The organism is Skermanella sp. TT6 (assembly GCF_016653635.2).
In the GTDB taxonomy this organism is placed as follows: domain Bacteria; phylum Pseudomonadota; class Alphaproteobacteria; order Azospirillales; family Azospirillaceae; genus Skermanella; species Skermanella cutis.
In genome coordinates, this window is record NZ_CP067420.1 from 3,743,678 (window position 1) to 3,763,153 (window position 19,476).

General features: G+C 65.8%; 18 protein-coding genes and 1 other annotated feature. Of the genes, 11 read left to right on the forward strand and 7 right to left on the reverse strand.

Annotated elements, in window-relative coordinates:
- Nucleotides 1-14: 14 nt before the first annotated feature.
- The 4 genes from IGS68_RS17630 to IGS68_RS17645 all read right to left on the reverse strand — a co-directional run bounded on the left by IGS68_RS17630 (nt 15) and on the right by IGS68_RS17645 (nt 3,430).
- Entirely contained in the window at nt 15-1,559 is a 1,545-nt protein-coding gene (locus tag IGS68_RS17630) for a hybrid sensor histidine kinase/response regulator (protein WP_201072002.1), read from the reverse strand.
- A 97-nt stretch (nt 1,560-1,656) separates the two neighbouring features.
- Nucleotides 1,657-2,169 (reverse strand): hypothetical protein, encoded by a 513-nt coding sequence (locus IGS68_RS17635; RefSeq protein WP_201072005.1) that lies wholly within the window; start codon nt 2,167-2,169, stop codon nt 1,657-1,659.
- Between the two features lie 57 nt (nt 2,170-2,226).
- Nucleotides 2,227-2,832, reverse strand: coding sequence for a hypothetical protein (locus IGS68_RS17640; RefSeq protein ID WP_201072008.1), 606 nt, complete (start codon nt 2,830-2,832; stop codon nt 2,227-2,229).
- On the reverse strand, nt 2,825-3,430 hold the full coding sequence (locus IGS68_RS17645; RefSeq protein WP_247880949.1) for a MotA/TolQ/ExbB proton channel family protein: 606 nt from the start codon (nt 3,428-3,430) through the stop codon (nt 2,825-2,827). The genes IGS68_RS17640 and IGS68_RS17645 overlap by 8 nt, the downstream gene beginning before the upstream one ends.
- A gap of 273 nt (nt 3,431-3,703) precedes the next feature.
- Between IGS68_RS17645 and IGS68_RS17650 the strand changes: the two genes are divergently transcribed.
- The 8 genes from IGS68_RS17650 (at nt 3,704) to IGS68_RS17685 (ending at nt 11,670) form a co-directional block, all read left to right on the forward strand.
- Nucleotides 3,704-4,132, forward strand: coding sequence for a CBS domain-containing protein (locus tag IGS68_RS17650; protein ID WP_201072011.1), 429 nt, complete (start codon nt 3,704-3,706; stop codon nt 4,130-4,132).
- A gap of 272 nt (nt 4,133-4,404) precedes the next feature.
- Nucleotides 4,405-5,703: an urea ABC transporter substrate-binding protein gene (gene urtA, locus IGS68_RS17655; RefSeq protein ID WP_201072015.1), complete on the forward strand. Its 1,299-nt coding sequence runs from the start codon at nt 4,405-4,407 to the stop codon at nt 5,701-5,703.
- 86 nt (nt 5,704-5,789) lie between these two features.
- Complete coding sequence (gene urtB / locus IGS68_RS17660) at nt 5,790-7,496, forward strand: urea ABC transporter permease subunit UrtB (protein WP_247880950.1); 1,707 nt, start codon at nt 5,790-5,792, stop codon at nt 7,494-7,496.
- A gap of 4 nt (nt 7,497-7,500) precedes the next feature.
- Nucleotides 7,501-8,661, forward strand: coding sequence for an urea ABC transporter permease subunit UrtC (gene urtC, locus IGS68_RS17665; RefSeq protein ID WP_201072018.1), 1,161 nt, complete (start codon nt 7,501-7,503; stop codon nt 8,659-8,661).
- A complete protein-coding gene (gene urtD / locus IGS68_RS17670; protein ID WP_201072021.1) occupies nt 8,636-9,457 on the forward strand; it encodes an urea ABC transporter ATP-binding protein UrtD in 822 nt (273 codons plus the stop codon). Before urtC ends, urtD begins: the two co-directional genes overlap by 26 nt.
- Nucleotides 9,458-9,461: 4 nt before the next feature.
- Complete coding sequence (urtE, locus tag IGS68_RS17675) at nt 9,462-10,157, forward strand: urea ABC transporter ATP-binding subunit UrtE (RefSeq protein WP_201072024.1); 696 nt, start codon at nt 9,462-9,464, stop codon at nt 10,155-10,157.
- Between the two features lie 105 nt (nt 10,158-10,262).
- Nucleotides 10,263-11,276 (forward strand): Rpn family recombination-promoting nuclease/putative transposase, encoded by a 1,014-nt coding sequence (locus IGS68_RS17680; protein ID WP_201072035.1) that lies wholly within the window; start codon nt 10,263-10,265, stop codon nt 11,274-11,276.
- Between the two features lie 106 nt (nt 11,277-11,382).
- A complete protein-coding gene (locus IGS68_RS17685) occupies nt 11,383-11,670 on the forward strand; it encodes a DUF4351 domain-containing protein (RefSeq protein ID WP_201072037.1) in 288 nt (95 codons plus the stop codon).
- 39 nt (nt 11,671-11,709) lie between these two features.
- Here the strand turns inward: IGS68_RS17685 and IGS68_RS17690 are convergent, their stop codons facing one another.
- Entirely contained in the window at nt 11,710-11,964 is a 255-nt protein-coding gene (locus IGS68_RS17690; protein WP_201072038.1) for a hypothetical protein, read from the reverse strand.
- 224 nt (nt 11,965-12,188) lie between these two features.
- Here IGS68_RS17690 and IGS68_RS17695 point away from each other — a divergent pair.
- Nucleotides 12,189-13,420, forward strand: a protein-coding gene (locus IGS68_RS17695) for an IS3 family transposase (protein ID WP_201072042.1) whose coding sequence is annotated in 2 segments (ribosomal slippage) — nt 12,189-12,483 and nt 12,483-13,420 — 1,233 coding nt in all. Because the reading frame shifts where the segments join, the coding sequence is not laid out codon by codon here.
- Nucleotides 12,473-12,589, forward strand: a sequence feature (AL1L pseudoknot). It overlaps the preceding gene by 117 nt.
- 137 nt (nt 13,421-13,557) lie before the next feature.
- Nucleotides 13,558-14,820, forward strand: coding sequence for an IS110 family RNA-guided transposase (locus IGS68_RS17700; protein WP_201070323.1), 1,263 nt, complete (start codon nt 13,558-13,560; stop codon nt 14,818-14,820).
- 191 nt (nt 14,821-15,011) lie between these two features.
- Here the strand turns inward: IGS68_RS17700 and IGS68_RS17705 are convergent, their stop codons facing one another.
- Nucleotides 15,012-16,418, reverse strand: a complete 1,407-nt coding sequence (locus IGS68_RS17705; RefSeq protein WP_201072044.1) for a hypothetical protein — start codon at nt 16,416-16,418, stop codon at nt 15,012-15,014.
- 4 nt (nt 16,419-16,422) lie between these two features.
- Nucleotides 16,423-17,628 (reverse strand): type ISP restriction/modification enzyme, encoded by a 1,206-nt coding sequence (locus IGS68_RS17710; RefSeq protein WP_201072047.1) that lies wholly within the window; start codon nt 17,626-17,628, stop codon nt 16,423-16,425.
- Between the two features lie 58 nt (nt 17,629-17,686).
- Between IGS68_RS17710 and IGS68_RS17715 the strand changes: the two genes are divergently transcribed.
- A complete protein-coding gene (locus IGS68_RS17715) occupies nt 17,687-18,907 on the forward strand; it encodes an IS256 family transposase (RefSeq protein ID WP_201072050.1) in 1,221 nt (406 codons plus the stop codon).
- The last annotated feature ends 569 nt before the right edge of the window (nt 18,908-19,476 follow it).

A 19,476-nucleotide genomic window follows, 5' to 3' on the forward strand; every position in this document is an offset into this window, starting at 1 on the left:
TCACACGTAATTGATCATCGCGGTCCGACCGGGCGCATCAGTACGGCCTCCAGCACGTTCTTCAGATGATCCGGACCGAACGGCCTCAGCAGCACGGAGACGTCGGCGTCTCCCAGCAGCTTCACGCGCTCCGGCCCGCCCTCGCCCGAGATCACGACGCCGGGGATCGCCCGTCCCGCGCGCCGGCGTACCGCATCGACCACCTCCAGGCCGTTGCCGCCGCCTTCCGGCCTAAGCTCGGCGATCACGACATCCGGAGGGGCGGCGCCGGCTTCCGGTGCCGCGGCCGTGGCGACCGGGCAATTCCAGCTTTCCAGCATGACCCGCAGCGCGGTCACCTGGACGGGGTCGTCGCCCAGGAGCAGGACCGAGATCCGATCCGGCACCGGCTGTTCGGCGACGTCTTTGGCGATGCGGATCGAGAGGGCGAAGACGGATCCCTTCCCCACGACCGACCTGACGTTTATGCCATGGCCGAGCAGCCGCGCGGTCCGCTCCACGATCGCCAGCCCCAGGCCGAGCCCCCGCCCCCGGTCGCGCGGTCCCACGCCGGCGATCTGGACGAACTCCTCGAAAACGGCAGCCCGTTTGTCCTCAGGGATGCCCGGGCCGGTATCCCAGACCTCGATCCGCAGGCGGTCGCCGCGCCGCCGGCAGCCGATCAGGATGCTGCCCTTGGTCGTGAAGCGGACGGCATTGCCGATCAGGTGCTTGAGCATCCGCTCCAGCAGCACCGTATCGGTGACGACGGTGGCGGTGCACGGCACGTAGCGCAGACGCAATCCCTTGGCCAGGGCCGGCCCCTCGAACTCCCGGATCATCCGCTCCAGCGTCTCGCCCACGGCGACCCTGGCCACGGCCGGCCGCACGGTCCCGGCGTCAAGCGTGGACAATTCCAGCAGCGAGGTCAGCAGCGTCTCGCCCGACTGCACCGCTTCCTGGATGCGGGTGACCAGCGACTGCTGGCCCGTGTCGGAAAGCTTGGTCTGCAGCAGGTGAAGGAACAGGTGGATGGCCTGATAAGGCTGGCGCAGGTCGTGGTTGGCCGCGGACAGGAAGCGCGACTTGGCCCGCGTCGCCCGTTCCGCTTCCGCCCTGGCGGCCGCCAGCCGGCCGTCCATGGCGACCTGTTCGGCGATCTCGATACCGATCAGCCCGGCGATCCGGCGCAGGCTCTCGACTTGCCGCCGGTCCGGATCGAACTTGCCGGCGGGTCCGCAAAGCCAGAGGTTGCCCAACGTCTCCCCTCCGGGTCCGGCGACGGCGGCCCCCGCCAGGACCTGGAGGCCCGCGGCGGGACTGCCGCCGAGCGGCAGCGGCCCGACCAGCAGGCCGGAGGCGTCCAGGCGGTCGCGGAGCCCCGTCAAGTCCGGCGCCAGCGCCTCCGCCCTGTCGTCGGGGATGCCGAAACAGGCGGCGACGGAGATCGATCCGGCGCCGTCGAGGCACAGCACGGCCACCGGCGCCCCCATGGCATGGGCGGCGAGATCCAGCAAGCCGACAAGCGTTCGGCGAGTGAGCGGGAGTGCCTCCGCGGCGCTCTCATAATCCATCTGCATGATATCGAACGACGCTGGTTGCCGGTCCTAACCGGATCAGCCTAGCACGCATCCGAGGGATGCACAGCATCGGATTATGCCGATGGAAAGCGTTGGGTCACGCCGCTTGGCCGGGACGCTGGTACTCGATCCCTCCGCCGCCGCCGGGCTCCTGCTTCTCCTGCATCTTGGGTTGGGGCAGCGCGTAGAAGCGGGGTTCGTTCCTGTCCCAGCTCGGCTCGAACGGCAGGCGCATCATCGCCGTGCTGCCGTCGCGCTGGGCATCCCGCATGGCCTGCTGGAGCTGTTCCGCCGCGTCGCGGTCCCACGGAATGCGGTAGAGGTTGGGAACCTGCGCCCACTGGAGCGTCAGGTAGATCGCCTCGCCCTCCACGTAGGAGGCGCTGAGGATGGAGGCTTCCTTGACGTGGGCGCCCAGCCACTCGAGGCTGACCGGCTTGGCCCGCCCGAGCAGGGACGCCGGAGCGGCATAGGCCGCGGGCAGAAGCAGGGCGAACAGGGCCAGGATCAATGCCCTTGCGAGCCGTGAGCGGGTCCAGCGTAGCGCTACCAAGACAAGCATCAGACTGACGGCAGCGACGAAGACGAACAGGTAGGTCAAGTTTTCCATGGCGGGTTCCTGACGAAGTCGGATGTCGGTTCAGCGTCTCAAGCAAGCCTCTTTTATTTAAAATGTCTTGGCCGAACGCAGCGGTTTGAAGACGCTGTTCAGGCTGTTAGGCACGAGTTCGCCTTTTTCAGTCAAACGGAACCGGAAGGCGGTCAGTTCCTGACCTTCGCGATCAAGTCTCACCGTAGTAGCCGCGATAGGCCGCGCACCGGCCTCGTTGTCGGATTTCACCCGCACCACGACCCGCACGTTGATAGGGTATGTGTTTTCCAGATTTCGGAACAGGTGGACATTCACGGTATACTCGCCCGGTGGAATGCCCCGGCTGAACGACGTCTCGAAATTGACTTCCGTAGGGTCGGCGTGGCTGCCCAGGTCGTCGCGCAGCAAGTTGAAGATCAGGCCGCTCTTGTTGGAATATCCCACGGGGACGTCGCCGGGGGCCTGGACCCATAGGTCGACGTCGGTGCGCAGCTTGTCGTCCCAGCGCAGCTCGACGATCACGTTGCCGGGCGGATCGGTCGAACCTTCCGACTCCTTGCCCTTCGGATTGACGTGGGGCAGCAGCAGCACGGTGACGAACATGAAGCCCGCCAGGGCCAGCAGGATGACGTCCCGGAATACCGTTCCGCTGTCGTCTCCGGGATCCCATGGGTCATGCATGGCCGGCGTCAATCAACGCGGCGGCGAGGTTCGCCGTGCCGGTGGCCAGGAGCTGGTAGTTCGCCGCCAGCCAGAGGTTGAGGACGGAGCCGACCAGGGTCGTGTAAAGGGCCACGCCCATGCCCTCGATCAGGGTGCCGACGATGCCGCCGATGGCGTTGACGTCGCTGGCGTTGGCCGCGTTCACCTGCCCCAGGGCGATGATGAACCCGACCACCGTGCCGACCAGCCCGAGCAGCACGAGGGCGTTGGCGATGTGCCGGATGAAGGCGATGCGGGAGAAGAGCCGGAGTTCGAGCGCGCGCGTGGCGCTGGCGCCGCCGGTCTCCAGGGCCCGCCGGTAGGTCGCGAGCCGCCCGCCTTCGGAGATCGGGGTGTTGCCGGTCCGCAGGTTGTCGAGTTCCTGCGTCACCTTGTTGATGCGCCAGGCGCTGGCCATCAGGCCGACGACGAAGAGCAGAAAGATGAGCACGCTGATCCGGCTGCTGTCCGCCACCAGGACGCGATCGACCCACCCATTGACCCAGACGAGAAACAGCCCGGCGACGCCGACCATGTTCAAGGCGACGAACCGGCTCCACAACAGCCAGTGGTGCATGCGCAACCCCTTCCATCATTGGAACTGAGGCAACGGCGTGGTCTCTCGGGGAGTCGGGAGTGGTCTTCGCGGTTCGAATGCCGCGGTCTGTCCGCCCGATCGGAAAGTCGACCTGGACCGTCAGGTGTGCAACGGAATGCCCGGAGGAAAGTTCCTGTGGCCTTGCTGGGACCTATCACGGAGTCGAATGACGCGGGCGGACACGGGGAACTTTCCGTTTCCACGCCCGGTTTTCGGCAGACGACGAGGTGTCTGGCCTGAAAGGAGATGACGATGAAGATCCGGGACATCATGACCACGGAAGTCGAACTCGTCCATCCGGATACGCTGCTGCGCGATGCCGCCCAAAAAATGCGCGATGTCGATACCGGCTTCCTGCCGGTGGGACAGGACGACCGCCTGGTCGGCACGCTGACCGACCGCGATATCACCATCCGCGCCGTGGCGGAAGGGCACGATCCCAAGGTCACCCGCGTCCGCGAGGCCATGTCGGACAAGCTGGTCTATTGCATGGAGGACCAGGACAGCAGCGAAGCCGCGGAGCTGATGGCGGAGAACGATGTCCGCCGGCTGCCCGTGCTGAACAGCGACAAGCGGCTGGTGGGCATCATTTCGCTGGGCGACCTGGCGGCCCGCACCAACGACGACGATGTCGTCGGGCAGACGGTCCAGGACATCTCCAGTTCCCCGTCGAACGGCTGACGCCGTTCCCGGGCTGAACGGCGGCGGAAGAGCAGATCTTTCGCCGCCGCGCCGCCAAACCTTCCAAACACAACGCCCATTGCATAAATGCGGCGTTTTTTGCCGCAGTTTTGATCTCATGCCCGAAAATTAGCCACATGACGGAGGCACCACCTTCGTCGTAACCGCCTCCGGGCGAGCGATGCCGTCCCTTGCCCTGCCCTTGCCTCTCTGGCCCCGAATTTGCTCCTGCGCCGCCGGGCTTTAAACACGAAAAAGTTAGAGGCGAGAGCATGGGACTGTTCAAAAGCGGCATCAAGTCTGCGGCGCTGGGCTGCGCCGTCGCGGTTTCGGCACTGCTTGCGGGGGTGGCCCAGGCGGCGGAACCGATCAAGGTCGGCGTGCTTCATTCCCTGTCGGGCACGATGGCGATCAGCGAGACGACGCTGAAGGACACCATCATGATGATGGTGGACGACCTCAACAAGAAGGGCGGCCTGCTGGGTCGGCCGGTCGAGGCCGTGGTGGTCGACCCCGCGTCCAACTGGCCGCTGTTCGCCGAGAAGGCGCGGGAGCTGATCGAGAAGGACAAGGTCGCGGCCGTGTTCGGCTGCTGGACCTCGGTCAGCCGCAAGTCGGTGCTCCCGGTGTTCGAGGAGAAGAACGGGCTGCTGTTCTATCCCGTGCAGTACGAGGGCGAGGAGTCGTCCCGCAACGTGTTCTACACCGGGGCCGCTCCTAACCAGCAGGCGATCCCGGCGGTCGAGTACCTGATGGGTCCCGAGGGCGGCGAGGTCAAGCGCTGGGTCCTGGCCGGCACCGACTACGTCTATCCGCGGACGACGAACAAGATCCTGGAAGCGTTCCTGATCTCCAAGGGTGTCGCCAAGGACGACATCATGATCAACTACACGCCGTTCGGCCATTCCGACTGGCAGACGATCGTGGCCGACATCAAGAAGTTCGCCTCGGCCGGCAAGAAGACCGCCGTCGTCTCCACCATCAACGGCGACGCCAACGTCCCGTTCTACAAGGAACTGGCGAACCAGGGCATCAAGGCGACCGACATCCCGGTCGTGGCCTTCTCGGTCGGCGAAGAGGAACTGGCCGGCATCGACACGTCCAACCTGGTCGGCCACCTCGCCGCCTGGAACTATTTCATGTCGGTGGACACGCCGGAGAACGACGCCTTCATCAAGCAGTGGCACGCCTTCACCAAGAACGAGAAGCGCGTCACCAACGACCCGATGGAAGCCCACTATATCGGCTTCAAGATGTGGACCCAGGCCGTCCTGCAGGCCGGCACCACGGACGTGAACGCCGTCCGCCAGGCCATGTACGGCCAGAAGGTGCGCAGCCCCAGCGGCTACGACGTCGTGATGAACACCAACCATCACCTGTCCAAGCCGGTGATGATCGGCGAGATCCAGGCCGACGGCCAGTTCTCGATCGTGTCGCAGACCGACGAGGCGATCAAGGGCGCCGCCTGGAGCCCCTACATCCCCGAGTCCGCAAAGCTGACGGCCGACTGGACCTTCCCCTGGGTCTGCGGCAACTGCACCGACCCCAAGTTCAGCGCCTACGCCAAGTAACGGCCCGTCCCGTGGCCTCCCTCCGGACCCGTTCCGGAGGGAGGCCATCTGGCCCTTCAGCGGGCCGCACGCCGGGGGAAAGCTCCTTGACCATCCTGAATCCATGCCTTGCGACGGCCGCCCGGGTCCTGCGCGGCCTTCATGCCGTCATGCTGGCCGCCCTGGTGGTTTGCGGTCCCGCCGCTTTCGGCATCACGCTCGGCGCGTTCGCCGCCTCGTCCGCCTGGGCTGACGACTATGGCGACGCCGTCGCTGGATTGGCCGCCCCGGGTTTCGCCGAGAAAGTGGCCGCCATCGAAGCGCTGGCGCGGCTGGGCGACGATCGCGCGACGCCGGTCCTCCAGGCCATGTCCGACAACCGTCTCTACACCCGCAAGGACGACGGCCGGCTGGTGATCGGCGGCTCCGGGCGCGACATCGCCCTGACCGACGCCGTCACCGGCGAGTCCCTGGGAACCGCATCGAGCCGCGACCTGACCCGCATCAACGTGAACAACGCGCTGCGCACCGCGCTGGCCGGCGCCATCGGCCGGCTGCAGATCAACAACCCCGATCCGGCCAAGCGGCTCGCCGCCGCCGAGACCATGGCCAGGGACCGCACGCCCGAGGCCGCGGCGCTGCTCCGCGAGGCGCTGGCCCGCGAGACGGTCGAGGACGTTCGCGCCGCCATGGCGCTGACCTTCGCCAAGATGAGCCTGGGCAGCCCCGACCCGGAGGAGCGGCTGGCCGCGGTCAACGACCTGTCCCGGCGGCTGACCCCCGAGGTGCGCGCGCTGGTGACCCCGCTGGCCGCCGTCAACGGCGATGGCAGCTTCGCCGAGCCGGATGCCCGGGTGCGCGCCGCCGCGACCGACCTGCTGGCCCGGATCGACACGCGCCTGGCCATGACCGAGCTTGCACTCAACCTGTTCCAGGGGATCAGCCTGGGCTCGGTCCTGCTGCTCGCCGCGATCGGCCTCGCCATCACCTTCGGCGTGATGGGTGTGATCAACATGGCCCATGGCGAGATGATCATGCTGGGCGCCTATACCACCGTCGTGGTGCAGCAGCTTTTCCGCGAATGGATTCCCGCCGACTTCTTCGGCCTGTACCTGATCGTCTCCATCCCGGCCGCCTTCCTGGTGGCGGGCGCCGTCGGCGTCGTGATGGAGCGCGGCATCATACGATTCCTGTACGGGCGGCCGCTGGAGACGCTTTTGGCGACCTGGGGCATCAGCCTGATGCTCCAGCAGGCCGTGCGCGCGATCTTCGGCGCACCGAACAAGGAGGTCTCCAACCCGGGCTGGATGACCGGCGCCTGGGAGGCGATGCCCGGCATGGTGCTGACCTACAATCGAATCGCGATCATCCTGTTCGCCATCGCGGTCCTGGCGGGGCTGGCGGCGCTGCTGCGCTACACGCCCTTCGGCTTGCAGATGCGCGCGGTGACGCAGAACCGGAACATGGCGTCGGCCATGGGCATCCGCACCGGCTGGGTCGATGCCCTGACCTTCGGCCTCGGCTCCGGTATCGCCGGGGTGGCCGGCGTCGCGCTCAGCCAGATCGGCAATGTCAGCCCCAACCTGGGCCAGGGCTATATCGTGGACAGCTTCATGGTGGTCGTGTTCGGCGGGGTCGGCAGCCTGTGGGGCGTGCTGGCCGGCGCCATGACGCTGGGCATCTTCAACAAGTTCCTCGAACCCTATGCCGGCGCCATGCTCGGCAAGATCCTGATCCTGGTCTTCATCATCCTGTTCATCCAGAAACGCCCGCGCGGCCTGTTCGCGCTCAAGGGCCGCGCCGCGGAGGCCTGAAGCCATGCTGCTGATGTCGCGTCTCGCGACCCTGGAATCCCGCCGCGGCTGGCAGGTCTTCCTGATCCTCCTGGCGCTCACCGTCGTGCTGGTGCCGGTGCTGAACCTGGCATTGCCGCCGGAAAGCCCGTTCCACGTTCCCACATACATGCTGAGCCTGCTCGGCAAGTACCTGTGCTTCGCCCTGCTGGCCCTCAGCCTGGACCTGATCTGGGGCTATGCCGGGGCGCTCAGCCTGGGCCACGGCGCGTTCTTCGCGCTCGGCGGCTACTGCATGGGCATGTACCTGATGCGCCAGATCGGTACCCGGGGAGTCTACGGCAATGCCGAGCTTCCCGACTTCATGGTGTTCCTGAACTGGAGCGAGCTGCCCTGGTACTGGTGGGGGTTCGACCAATTCTGGTTCGCCATGCTGATGGTGATGGCCGTGCCCGGCCTGCTGGCCTTCGCGCTGGGCTGGCTGACCTTCCGGTCGCGCATCACCGGCGTTTATTTCTCGATCATCACCCAGGCGATGGTGTTCGCCCTGATGCTGGCCTTCTTCCGCAACGAGATGGGTTTCGGCGGCAACAACGGCCTGACCGACTTCAAGGAGATCCTGGGCTACAATATCCAGGACCAGGGAACCCGGATCGGGCTGTACGTCGCGTCCGCCCTGGTGCTGGCGCTGGGCTACCTGATCAGCCGCTTCATCGTCACGTCCAAGCTGGGCCGTGTGCTCATGGCGATCCGCGACGCGGAAAGCCGCGTCCGCTTCCTGGGCTATTCGGTGACCAACGCCAAGCTGTTCGTGTTCACCGTGTCTGCCATGCTGGCTGGGGTCGCCGGAGCGCTGTACGTGCCGCAGGTCGGCATCATCAACCCGTCGGAGTTCTCGCCCGGCAACTCGATCGAGATCGCGGTCTGGGTCGCGGTCGGCGGGCGCGGCACGCTGTTCGGCGCGATCCTCGGCGCCTTCACGGTCAACGGCGCCAAAAGCTTCTTCACCGGCGCGGCGCCCGAATTCTGGCTGTTCTTCCTGGGCGCCCTCTTCATCGTCTGCACCCTGTTCCTGCCGCGCGGGATCGTCGGGCTGGCGGGCCAGCTCAGGGACAGGATCGCCCTGAAAACCACTTCGGCATCCAAGGAGATCGGCGGCAATGCTGCGAGCAAGCACGGCGCCTGACGCCGCTGAACTGGCCCTGCCGGTCGAGGCGACGCCGGTCCGCACCGTCCGCCAGCCGGCCGGCTCGATCCTGTACCTGGACGGCGTCTCGGTCAGCTTCGACGGGTTCAAGGCGCTGAACAGCCTGAGCCTGGTCATCGACAAGGGCGAGATGCGCACCATCATCGGCCCGAACGGCGCCGGCAAGACGACCATGATGGACGTCATCACCGGCAAGACCAAGCCGAACACCGGCGACGTGCTGTTCAACGGCACTGTCGACCTGACAAGGCTGGACGAGGCGGCGATCGCCAACCTGGGCATCGGCCGCAAGTTCCAGAAACCCACGGTGTTCGAGCACCTGACCGTGTTCGAGAACCTGGAGCTGGCGCTCAAGACCGATCGGGGCACCTTCGCCACCCTGTTCTTCCATCTGACCGGGCAGCAGGCCCGCCGGATCGACGAGATCCTGGGGGTGATCGGGCTAGGCGACCGCCGGACGGAGAAGGCCGGCGCGCTCAGCCACGGCCAGAAGCAGTGGCTGGAGATCGGCATGCTCCTGATGCAGGAGGGCCAGCTCCTGCTGCTGGACGAACCGGTCGCCGGCATGACCGACCACGAGACCGAGACGACCGCCCGCCTGCTGCTCGACATCGCGCGGGAACGCTCCGTCGTGGTGGTCGAGCACGACATGGAGTTCGTCCGGGCGCTGGGCGCCAAGGTGACGGTCCTGCACGAGGGATCGGTCCTGGCCGAAGGGTCGATCGACACCGTGCAGGCCGACCATCGCGTCATCGAAGTCTATCTGGGGCGCTGAAACGATGCTGACCGTCGAAGACGTGGACCTCTATTACGGCGCCAGCCATATCCTGCGCCGGGTCGGGCTGAACGCTCCGAAAGGCGCCGTCACCTGCCTGCTCGGGCGCAACGGCGTGGGCAAGACCAGCCTGCTGCGCGCGGTGCTGGGGCTGGAGCCGATCCGCCACGGCCGTATCCTGTGGGAGGGACAGGACATCGCCCGCCTGTCGCCGCACGACCGCGCCCGGCGCGGCATCGCCTATGTGCCCCAGGGGCGCGAGATCTTTCCCCGGCTGTCCGTGCTGGAAAACCTCCAGACCGGCTTCGCTCCCCTGCCTCGCAAGGACCGCACGATCCCGGACGAGATCTTCGAGCTGTTCCCCGTGCTCAAGACCATGCTGAACCGGCGCGGCGGCGATCTGTCCGGCGGACAGCAGCAGCAACTCGCCATCGCCCGCGCCCTGGTCACCCGCCCGCGCCTGATGATCCTGGACGAGCCGACCGAAGGCATCCAGCCCTCCATCATCAAGCTGATCGAGGCGGTGATCCGGAAGCTCGGCGATCGCGGCGACATGGCGATCCTGCTGGTCGAACAGTATTTCGAGTTCGCCCGCGACCTCGCCGACCACTTCGCCGTGATGGACCGCGGCGAGGTGGTGCTGGCCGGCCCCAAGGCCGGCATGGTGGAAACCGAAGTAAGACGGTACCTGACGGTGTGAAGATGCCGCAGGCCGGGAGGCCGGGCCGGGTGCCCGGCATGCTTGCGTAGTTGCCGCCGCTGCGCGTAAGGGAAGTATTCCTTCGCATACGGCGGCAACCACCCCATGTCACCCCGCATCATCCGGCGCCACGACCAGTTCTTCAAGCTCCTGCTCGACCAGCCGGGCGCCGCCGGTACACTGCTGAAGGAAAGGCTGCCGGCCGAGGTCGCCGACCGGCTCGGGCCGGACGCGCCGGAGTTGGTGAACACGTCGTTCGTCGACGGCGAACTGCGGGAGTATCGCACCGACCGTCTCTATCGGGTCCGCATCCGGGACGGCAGGCACGCCTTCATCTTCGTCCTGGTCGAGCACAAGTCCTCTCCCGATCCCGACGTCGGGCTGCAGCTCCTGGTATACATGGTCCGGATCTGGGAATGGTGGCTGCGGCACGCCGGCGCCAGCGCTGACGACGGACGGCGGCGCCTGCCGCTGATCATGCCGCTGGTGGTCTATCACGGACGGTCCGAGTGGCAGGTGCCGCTCAGCTTCGCCGACGCACTCGATTTCGACGACGAGGCGCTGCGGCCCCACGTTGTCGATTTCCGCTACTCCCTGGCCGACCTGGGCCGCATCGACGACGCCGTCCTGTCCCGCCAGAAGGCCCTGAGGATCGGTTTGTTGATCCTCAAGCACGGGGATGGAAACGGCGACCTGCGGACCAAGCTGCTGACGCTCGGCCGCGCGGCGGCGGCCCTCAGCGTCGATGACTTGATAACCCTCGTGCGCTACATTGTCGCCGAGCCCAACGAGATACCGCCGGGGCTGCTGAGAGAGGTGCTCGGAGAGATCCTGCCGGGCCAGGAGGAGAGGGTTATGTCCATCGCGTCGGAACAATGGATGGCCGAAGGCATCCAGATCGGCAGGGTTCAGGGCAAGGCCGAGGGAAGAGCTGAGGGAAGAGCCGAGGGCAAGGCCGAGATCCTGTTGCGCCAGCTTCGTCGCCGCTTCGGAACCTTGCCGGAGATTACGGTTCAGCATGTGCTCAAGGCAACCGACGACGATCTGAACCTGTGGGCCGATCGCATCTTCGATGCGTCGAATCTGGAGGCGATCTTCGCGCCGCGCAGAATTAATTGACGGACCAATGCTCAGCCAAGCTTGATGGCTTCTGCAGTGTAGGGGATTTCGAAGGCTGCTGAGCAGGATGCTCGGAGAGATCCTGCCGGGCCAGGAGGAGAGGGTCATGTCCATCGCGTCGGAACAATGGATGGCCGAAGGCATCCAGATCGGCAGGGTCCAGGGAAAGGCGGAGGGTAGAGCCGAAGGCAAGGCCGAGGGCAAGGCCGAGGGTAGAGCCGAGGGCAAGGCCGAAATCCTGTTGCGCCAGCTTCGCCGCCGCTTCGGAAACTTGCCGGAGACTACTCTCCACTGCGTGCTCCGGGCACCCGACGACGATCTGGACCTGTGGGCCGACCGCATCCTCGACACAGCCAGCCTGAAAGCGGTCTTCGCGCCGCGCAGGACCGATTGATGGACAGCTGCCTTCCGCGGTTCCGTGGCCGCACAATCCTCACCCGACCGAGTCGGAGGGGCGGTCCAGGGCGGCGTCCCACCAGTCGATGATCATGCAGATCCGCGGTATGGACGTGCGGTCTAGGCGATAGCGGGAGTTCTCCCACCGTGCGACGAAGTGGGCGACGGTGCGGTAACGGTAGCGGCGAAGGGGAGCATCCACCGGGAATTCGAACCATTCGCCGCCGATCTCCTGCCTCTCGAACGACCATTCGTTCGCATAAAGCGCATTGAGATAACAGTCGCAAAGCACCAGCCGGTTGTCCTTGCCCGGACGATGCCCGGCATAGCCCCCTGTACCCTTCACGGGTCGAATGGTCAGCGGTATCATAGCGCCGTTGACTGATCGGGCCGATCCGCCGGGAGCAACCTTTTGCCCCCTGTGTCACGAACACCTGGGGGGGACGCGTGCCCCGGCGGCAGGTGAACCGCGCCGGGTTTACCGGAGGCCCCATTTCTTGAGAGACTGGGGTCATCATGACGAAACAGGCATCACCCAAGTACGCCCCTGAAGTCCGCGAACGCGCGGTTCGGATGGTGTTCGAGCACGAAGGCGAGCACGCGTCGCAGTGGGCGGCGATCAGCTCGATCGCGACCAAGATCGGCTGCACGGCGGAGACGCTGCGGGGCTGGGTCCGGCAGGCCGAGCGCGACCAGGGCAAGCGGCCTGGTCCGACAACGGACGAGCAGGAGCGGATCAAGGCGCTGGAGCGCGAAGTCCGTGAGCTGCGCCAGGCAAACGAGATCCTTCGCAAGGCATCGGCGTATTTCGCCCAGGCGGAGCTCGACCGCCCGTTCCGGAAATGATCGCCTTCATCGACGAGCAGCGCGCCGTCCACGGGGTCGAGCCGATCTGCAAGGTGCTGCCGATCGCCCCGTCGACCTACCGCGCCCATGCCGCCCGGCGGACTGACCCGTCAAAGGCGCCGGCCCGCTGGCGAAGCGATGCCGAGATAAGCGTGGTTATCCGGCGGATCTGGGATGAGAATTTCCAGGTCTACGGGGTCCGGAAGGTCTGGCGGCAGTTGCGGCGGGAAGGCCTTGCCGTGGCGCGTTGCACGGTAGCCCGCCTGATGCGGCGTATGGGGCTGAAGGGGGTGACACGCGGCAAGACGGTACGGACGACGATAAGCGACCTGGCGGCGCCGTGTCCGCTCGACCGGGTGAACCGTCAGTTCCGGGCGCCCCGCCCGAACACCCTGTGGCTGGCGGATTTCACGTATGTGGCGACTTGGCAGGGCTTCGTCTACGTGGCCTTCGTCATCGACGCCTTTGCCCGGCGGATCGTCGGCTGGCGGGTCTCCAGCACCGCCCACGCCGGCTTCGTGCTGGATGCCCTGGAGCAGGCGCTTCACGACCGCCGACCTGCCAAAGGCAGCGGTCTCATTCATCATTCCGATCGCGGGTCGCAATATGTCGCTATCAAGTACACCGAGCGTCTCACCGACGCTGGCGTCGAGCCCTCCGTGGGAAGCGTTGGCGATTCCTATGACAATGCCTTGGCCGAGACGATCAACGGCCTCTACAAGACCGAGGTGATCCGGCGCCGCGGACCGTGGCGCACCCTGGAAGCCGTCGAGTTCGCCACCCTGGAATGGGTGGACTGGTTCAACCACCGGCGCCTGCTCGAGCCCATCGGCAATATCCCGCCCGCCGAGGCCGAAGCGCGCTACTATGCTCAAACCGAGGACGTCGCCATAGCGGCGTGACTCAACTAAATCGGCCTCCGGGAATCCCGGGGCGGTTCAAGGCCGCGGCTGAGGCCCAGTGGGGAGTCAGCGCCAAGCGAGCGCCAGTACAGGGGTGGATCCAGGCTGCGGCGGCCCATTTGGATGGGAGCCCTTGAATGAGTGAGATGTTCGACTGGTATGTCGGCATCGACTGGGCGAGCGAGGTTCATCAGGTCTGCCTGGTCGATGATCGTGGCGTGGTACGCGGGGAGCGCGCGGTGCGCCACAGTGGCGAGGAACTGGCCGGTCTGGCGGCTTGGCTGATCGAGACCACGGGCGCCGCTCCGGAACGCATCGGCATTGGCATCGAACTGCCCCACGGTCCGGTCGTGGAGAGCCTGATGGAACGCGGCTTCGCGGTGCACGCCATCAATCCCAAGCAACTCGACCGCTTCCGGGACCGATTTTCAGTTTCCGGAGCCAAGGACGACCGGCGCGATGCCCGGGTGTTGGGCGACAGCCTGCGCACCGATACCCGCTGCTTCCGGCGCCTGAGGCGGGATGAGCCCAGAATGATCGAACTGCGCGAACGGCTGCGCATGACCGAGGAGTGTAAGCACGAGCGCGTTCGCCTGACCAATCGGATGCGCGAGCAGCTCTGGCGCTATTACCCGCAGATTCTGGACCTATCCGACGATCTGTCGGCGGCATGGTTGCTGGATCTTTGGGCGCTGGCGCCAACGCCGGCCAAGGCGCGCCGGGTGCGCGAGAGCACGATCGCCAAGCTGCTGAGGAAGCATCGGATTCGCCGGCTCGACGCCGCCGAAGTGGTGCGACGCCTGCGTCGTCCGGCGCTGACGGTGGCGTCCGGCACGGTCGAGGCGGCGAGCGCCCATGTCGGCGCTTTGCGCGACCGGCTGCGCCTCGTCAACCGCCAGATCTCGGCGGCCGAGCGGCGGGTCGACCAGATCCTGACCGAGTTGGCGGCCTCTCCAGAGGAACCGGAGGCGGTGCCGGGGCAGCCGCCACAGCAGAGCGACGTGACGATCCTGCGCTCCTTGCCGGGGGTTGGGAGGATCGTCTGCGCCACTCTGCTGGTCGAGGCCGGCGAGCCCCTGAAGGCGGGTGACCATCAAGCCCTGCGGGCGCTGGCCGGCGTGGCGCCGGTGACCCGGCGTAGTGGCAAGAGTTGCATCGTGCTGATGCGTCAGGCCTGTTGCCAGCGTCTGCGCGACGCAGTCTATCATTGGAGCCGTGTCGCGGTCCAATGCGACGCCACCTGCAAGGTGCGCTATCAAGCCCTGCGCAAAGCCGGCCACAGTCATGGCCGGGCGTTGCGCACGGTCGGCGACCGGCTGCTGGAAACCGCTTGCGCCATGTTGCGTGGCCGCGGCTTGTACGACCCGCAACGCGCCGGGCGGACACGCCAAGCCGCCTGAAGCAAGCCTCTGAAACTGGGCGGAGGTGATACTGTCCCTTACATCCGATGGAGGCGGCGCTTCCGGCGGAACGGCACGAGTCAAGCCCGTGCCGCCATCGGCGGTGACCCGCAGGGTCAGGCTTGACGCGTGTCGGGCCGTCGGGAACCATAATCATCGGACGTAAGGGGCACCCCCAGACACTACTCGGATCATTGACAAGCGGTGGGGAGTCCCTTCCTCCTCCAGCCCGGCTGCAAGTCCCGGACCCGCCGCAAGAGCGACCGGGCCTTCTCGCACTCGATCTCCGAGACCGGGCGTGGCATGCCGGAAGACAGCATCAGCGCCTCGGTCAGCAGTCGCGGCGCCAGGGGATGCCCATGGGGATCAAGGATCGCCTCGGTCAGCGTCACGCGGGCGAGATGCCTGAGGAAAGCGTGCCCCAGGGCAGGATCATCCATCAGCCTGCCGAGGGGCAGCAGGCAGGTGATCTGTTCCCGGCCCCCGGCCTCGAGGGTTTCGACGGCCCGAAGCAACCGCCGTCTCCAAGCCGGCATGCCGGCCGCCGGAAGGGATCGCCGAACCACGGCCCGAACCGGACGGCGGCGGACTTCCCGGAGAACCCGCAGCCGCCACCCGATGGTTCCGGCCAGCCATCTCCTGGCCTTGCCGACCGCCGAACGGATGGCCCGCGACAGCACCTCGGGCGAGCAGGAGCGCGCCAGGGCGCCGGCCAGGGCCATCCCCCGCGTCACTGCACGCCCGACGGGTCCGATCGGCGGCCCCGGCGGACGCCCCAGTTCGCCTTGGCGCCGGTTCCAGTGCCGAAGCCAGCTTTCCCGGGACGAGAGCAGGGCGTTCAGTTCCCAGTACAGGTCTTCGTCCCTGACCGATCCGACTCCGGGAAGCACCAATTCCTGTACCCTGTCCAGGCGGAACGTCCGCTTCTCGTCGATCTCCAGGTCGATTCCGGTCAGATGGATGGAATGGTTCTTGTGCAGGAGGATATGGTCGAGCCAGAGGGTGCGTTCGCGTCCGGCATAGGTCAGTTCGACCGTGGCGCCGATCCGGTCGATCAGCATGCCGTGATCTAGGAAGCCGGAATGGGGCGGCATGACGCCCAGCCGCCGCAACCGCCGGAAGGTCCAGGCCTTGAGCCAGCGGCGGACGGGAGGGTGGATGCGTCCGCCCAGGGCCTCCAGGATGGGAAGTTCTCCGCGGGTGCGGCGAAGCCATGTCCGGACAAGCCACTGCCTGGAGCGTCGCGGCGCGGGATCCATCGTGACCTGATGCCTGCGGACCTCCCGGCGCAGGATGAATTCTCCCGCACGTTCTGGCGCCAGGAGCCGTCCGAGCCGGTTGAGCGGCCGGATCCGGGAGGAGGCTGGCGGTTCGGACGTCGTGAAGAGATGGCCCCACAGTTCGAAGATCATGCCGTCGTCGACGATCTCGACCACATGGCCGAGACCGGGGCAATCCGTCTCGTAATGCACCCGCAGGAAGTCGATCTCGTCCTCATCGACGCGGCGGCGGGGAAACCCATGCCCGACCCGGAACATGTCGCCCAGCCGGAGCGGCCGGGGAGCCCCGGTCAGCAGCCGTGACCAGCCCCGACCCATGAAGTTACTCGGTCCAGCGGCGGGCGGCGGCGGCGACCGCGCGGTAATTGTCGTCCAGGGCCGGTTCCAGCAGGAGCAGCGCCGCGATCCGCCGTATCACTTCGGTCACGTAACGGGCCTCCTCCGGTTTCAAGGGACGTCCGAGCAGGGCCTGCTCCCGGTAGCTCAGCCACTTCTTGATCACCTGATAGCCGCCGATCGTGTAGTTCCAGACACGCGCGGGAACGTTCGACCAGTAGGCGGTCCCGTTCAGGAAGATATCGTAGGTGGACCCGCCCAGCAGCGCCGTAAGGTCGCCGGGCAGCAGGCCCCGCACGGCCGCCGCTTCGGTGAGCGCCGCCATCTCGTCGTCGGAGAATTCCCGCTCCCGCGCGTCGCCCCGCCCCGGCATGGTGACGCCCTTCTGGCCCGCATAGCCCCAGCGGGCGGTAAGGCCGAGATCCAGGGGACCGTCGCCCAGTCTGCGCAACGTGCCGATCGAGCGCAGCTCCAGCGCTACTTTTCCGGAGGAAACGCCATCGATGTGAACTGCGGGATTGTGCAAATCCGCAACTTTGCGCCCCAATTGAGCGGATGCAGAAATCAAATCAGCCGACTGAGGAAGCGGAATCCGCGGCCAGTCAAGACGGAGAGGATCAGCGTTTTGTGTTCGGTAGAGGTTACAATTGAGTATCCCGACCACATGAAAGAACATGTCATTCGCAGGGCAACCTACGGCATGGAGGTATTTTTCAGCCCGCCCCGTTACATTACACCTTAAGGTTGATTGGCCCTGCGAAGATGAACCGAGCACCGATGCAACGGGATCTTTACGGTATGTCTGAGACGAACCGATCTCCTGATTGGCATACAAGCTGCCGTCTTGGATATAAAGCGGAAAGTAACTCGAAAGCCCGTTGCCCATGTTGTCGGCCAAAGCTTGAACAACGTATCCTCGATCGAAGTTGCTTTTAGTCTGTTTTTCGCGAAGTTCTAACCAATGGTTCTTATCCGATATATCTTTCATGTATTCTGCACGTTTCTCATCCAACAATTTTGTTTCAGGCTCCCAGTAGATCCACCGGATATCGAAAGGCCGGTAACAATATCGCATGATGTTCTCAGTCAACATTCCCCTGGCGACCAAATATGAGCGAGTCGCCTCTGCGTCGAAGCGGTTCCCGCTCGTCATGATTTCCGGATAATGTTCCCGCACGGTGCCATTGCTCAAGGGACTATCGGGAATTTCGTGCTTGGCGGGGTTATCCTGAAACAGAAGGAGACCCTGAATGGCCCGACGCAAAGATCCTGTTATCCCTGACGCGATCCTTGACCAGCTGCTGGCTGGAGCCGATGCGAAGACGGCATTCGACCAGAACGGCCTGCTCGACCAGCTGAAGAAGGCGCTGACGGAGCGGGCGCTGAAGGCGGAGCTGGATCATCATCTGGCTGGAGATGAGAGCGGCAACCGTCGCAACGGTTACGGCCACAAGACGGTGCTGACCGATGGCGGCTCGATGGGTCTGTCCATTCCCCGCGATCGGTCGGGGACGTTCGATCCGGCGCTGATCGGCAAATACCAGCGGCGCTTCCCCGGCTTCGACGAGAAGATCATCTCAATGTACGCACGCGGCATGTCAACCCGGGAGATCACGGGACACCTGCGGGAGCTCTATGGCATCGAGGTGTCGGCCGACCTGATCTCCACGGTGACGGACGCCGTGATCGAGGAGGTGACGGCCTGGCAGAACCGGCCGCTGGAGGCGATCTACCCCCTGGTGTTCCTGGATGCCATCCGGGTCAAGATCCGCGACGAAGGTCTGGTCCGCAACAAGGCCATCCATGTCGCCATCGGCGTGCGGGCCGACGGCGCCAAGGAGGTGCTGGGCCTGTGGATCGAACAGAACGAGGGCGCCAAGTTCTGGCTGCGCGTCCTGAACGAGTTGAAGAACCGGGGTGTGGAGGACATCCTGCTGGCCGTCGTCGATGGGCTGAAAGGCTTTCCCGAGGCGATCGCGGCTGCCTATCCGGAGACGATTGTTCAGACTTGCGTCGTTCATCTGCTGCGCCACAGCATGGAGTTCGCGTCCTGGAAGGACCGCAAGGCCATCGCCGCCGCCCTGAAGACGGTCTACGACGCTGTCGACGACAAGGCCGCCGAGATGGCTCTGAGCGCCTTTGAGACCGGGCCTTGGGGCGAAAAATACGCGGCCATCGGCAAGGCTTGGCGGCGGGCGTGGCCGGAGGTCATCCCCTTCTTTGCCTTCCCGCGCGAGGTCCGGCGCATCCTTTACACGACCAATGCCATTGAAGCGTTGAACTCAAAGCTGCGCCGGGCGGTCCGGGCCAGGGGGCATTTCCCCAATGACGAGGCCGCGCTGAAGCTCCTGTTTCTCGTCTTGAACCGCGCGGAGAAAGACTGGAAGATGCCGCCCCGGGAATGGACGGCCGCCAAAGCCCAGATGGCTGTCATCTTCGGCGACCGGTTCGCAAAGGCGATGACCGCCTGATACTGAACCCGCCCCGCCAAGCACGGAATTCCCGACAGTCCCTTGCTCAAACCGCGATCGAAATACACCGTCAGCCGCTCGACCAGTTTTTCCCGGTCGATGGCGACCAGGAAGTCGTCGCGGCTGGTCTTCACGCCCGGAAAAGACGTCGGCATGAGTTCCACCAGCGACGGCCAGTCGAAGTAATCCGCCGCCGAGGCCGTCGGCATCATGGGCAATCCGAGATCCAGGGCCGGCCTCACCGGCTCATAGGCCGGGCCGTCGCCTCCCTCGGCCAGGATGCGCAGTTCCTCGCGCTTGTCGCGGCCCCAGAAATGCCGGAACGCGATCTCCGCCGGGGCTCGCCCGCGACCATCCGGCGACGGGTCGTCGCGCCTCACCAGAAGCGCCACGGCCGTGCCGATCTGGATGCCTTCGCGGTTCCGCTCGGTGGAGAAGATGCTGGGGTCCGGCCGGCCGTCCGGAGCCACCTTGCCGGTCTTGAACTTGTCGCCGTTCAGGCAATCGATCCAGATACGGTCGAACACCTCCATGTACCGCTCGCGCATGCCCGTGAAGCTGAGCCCATC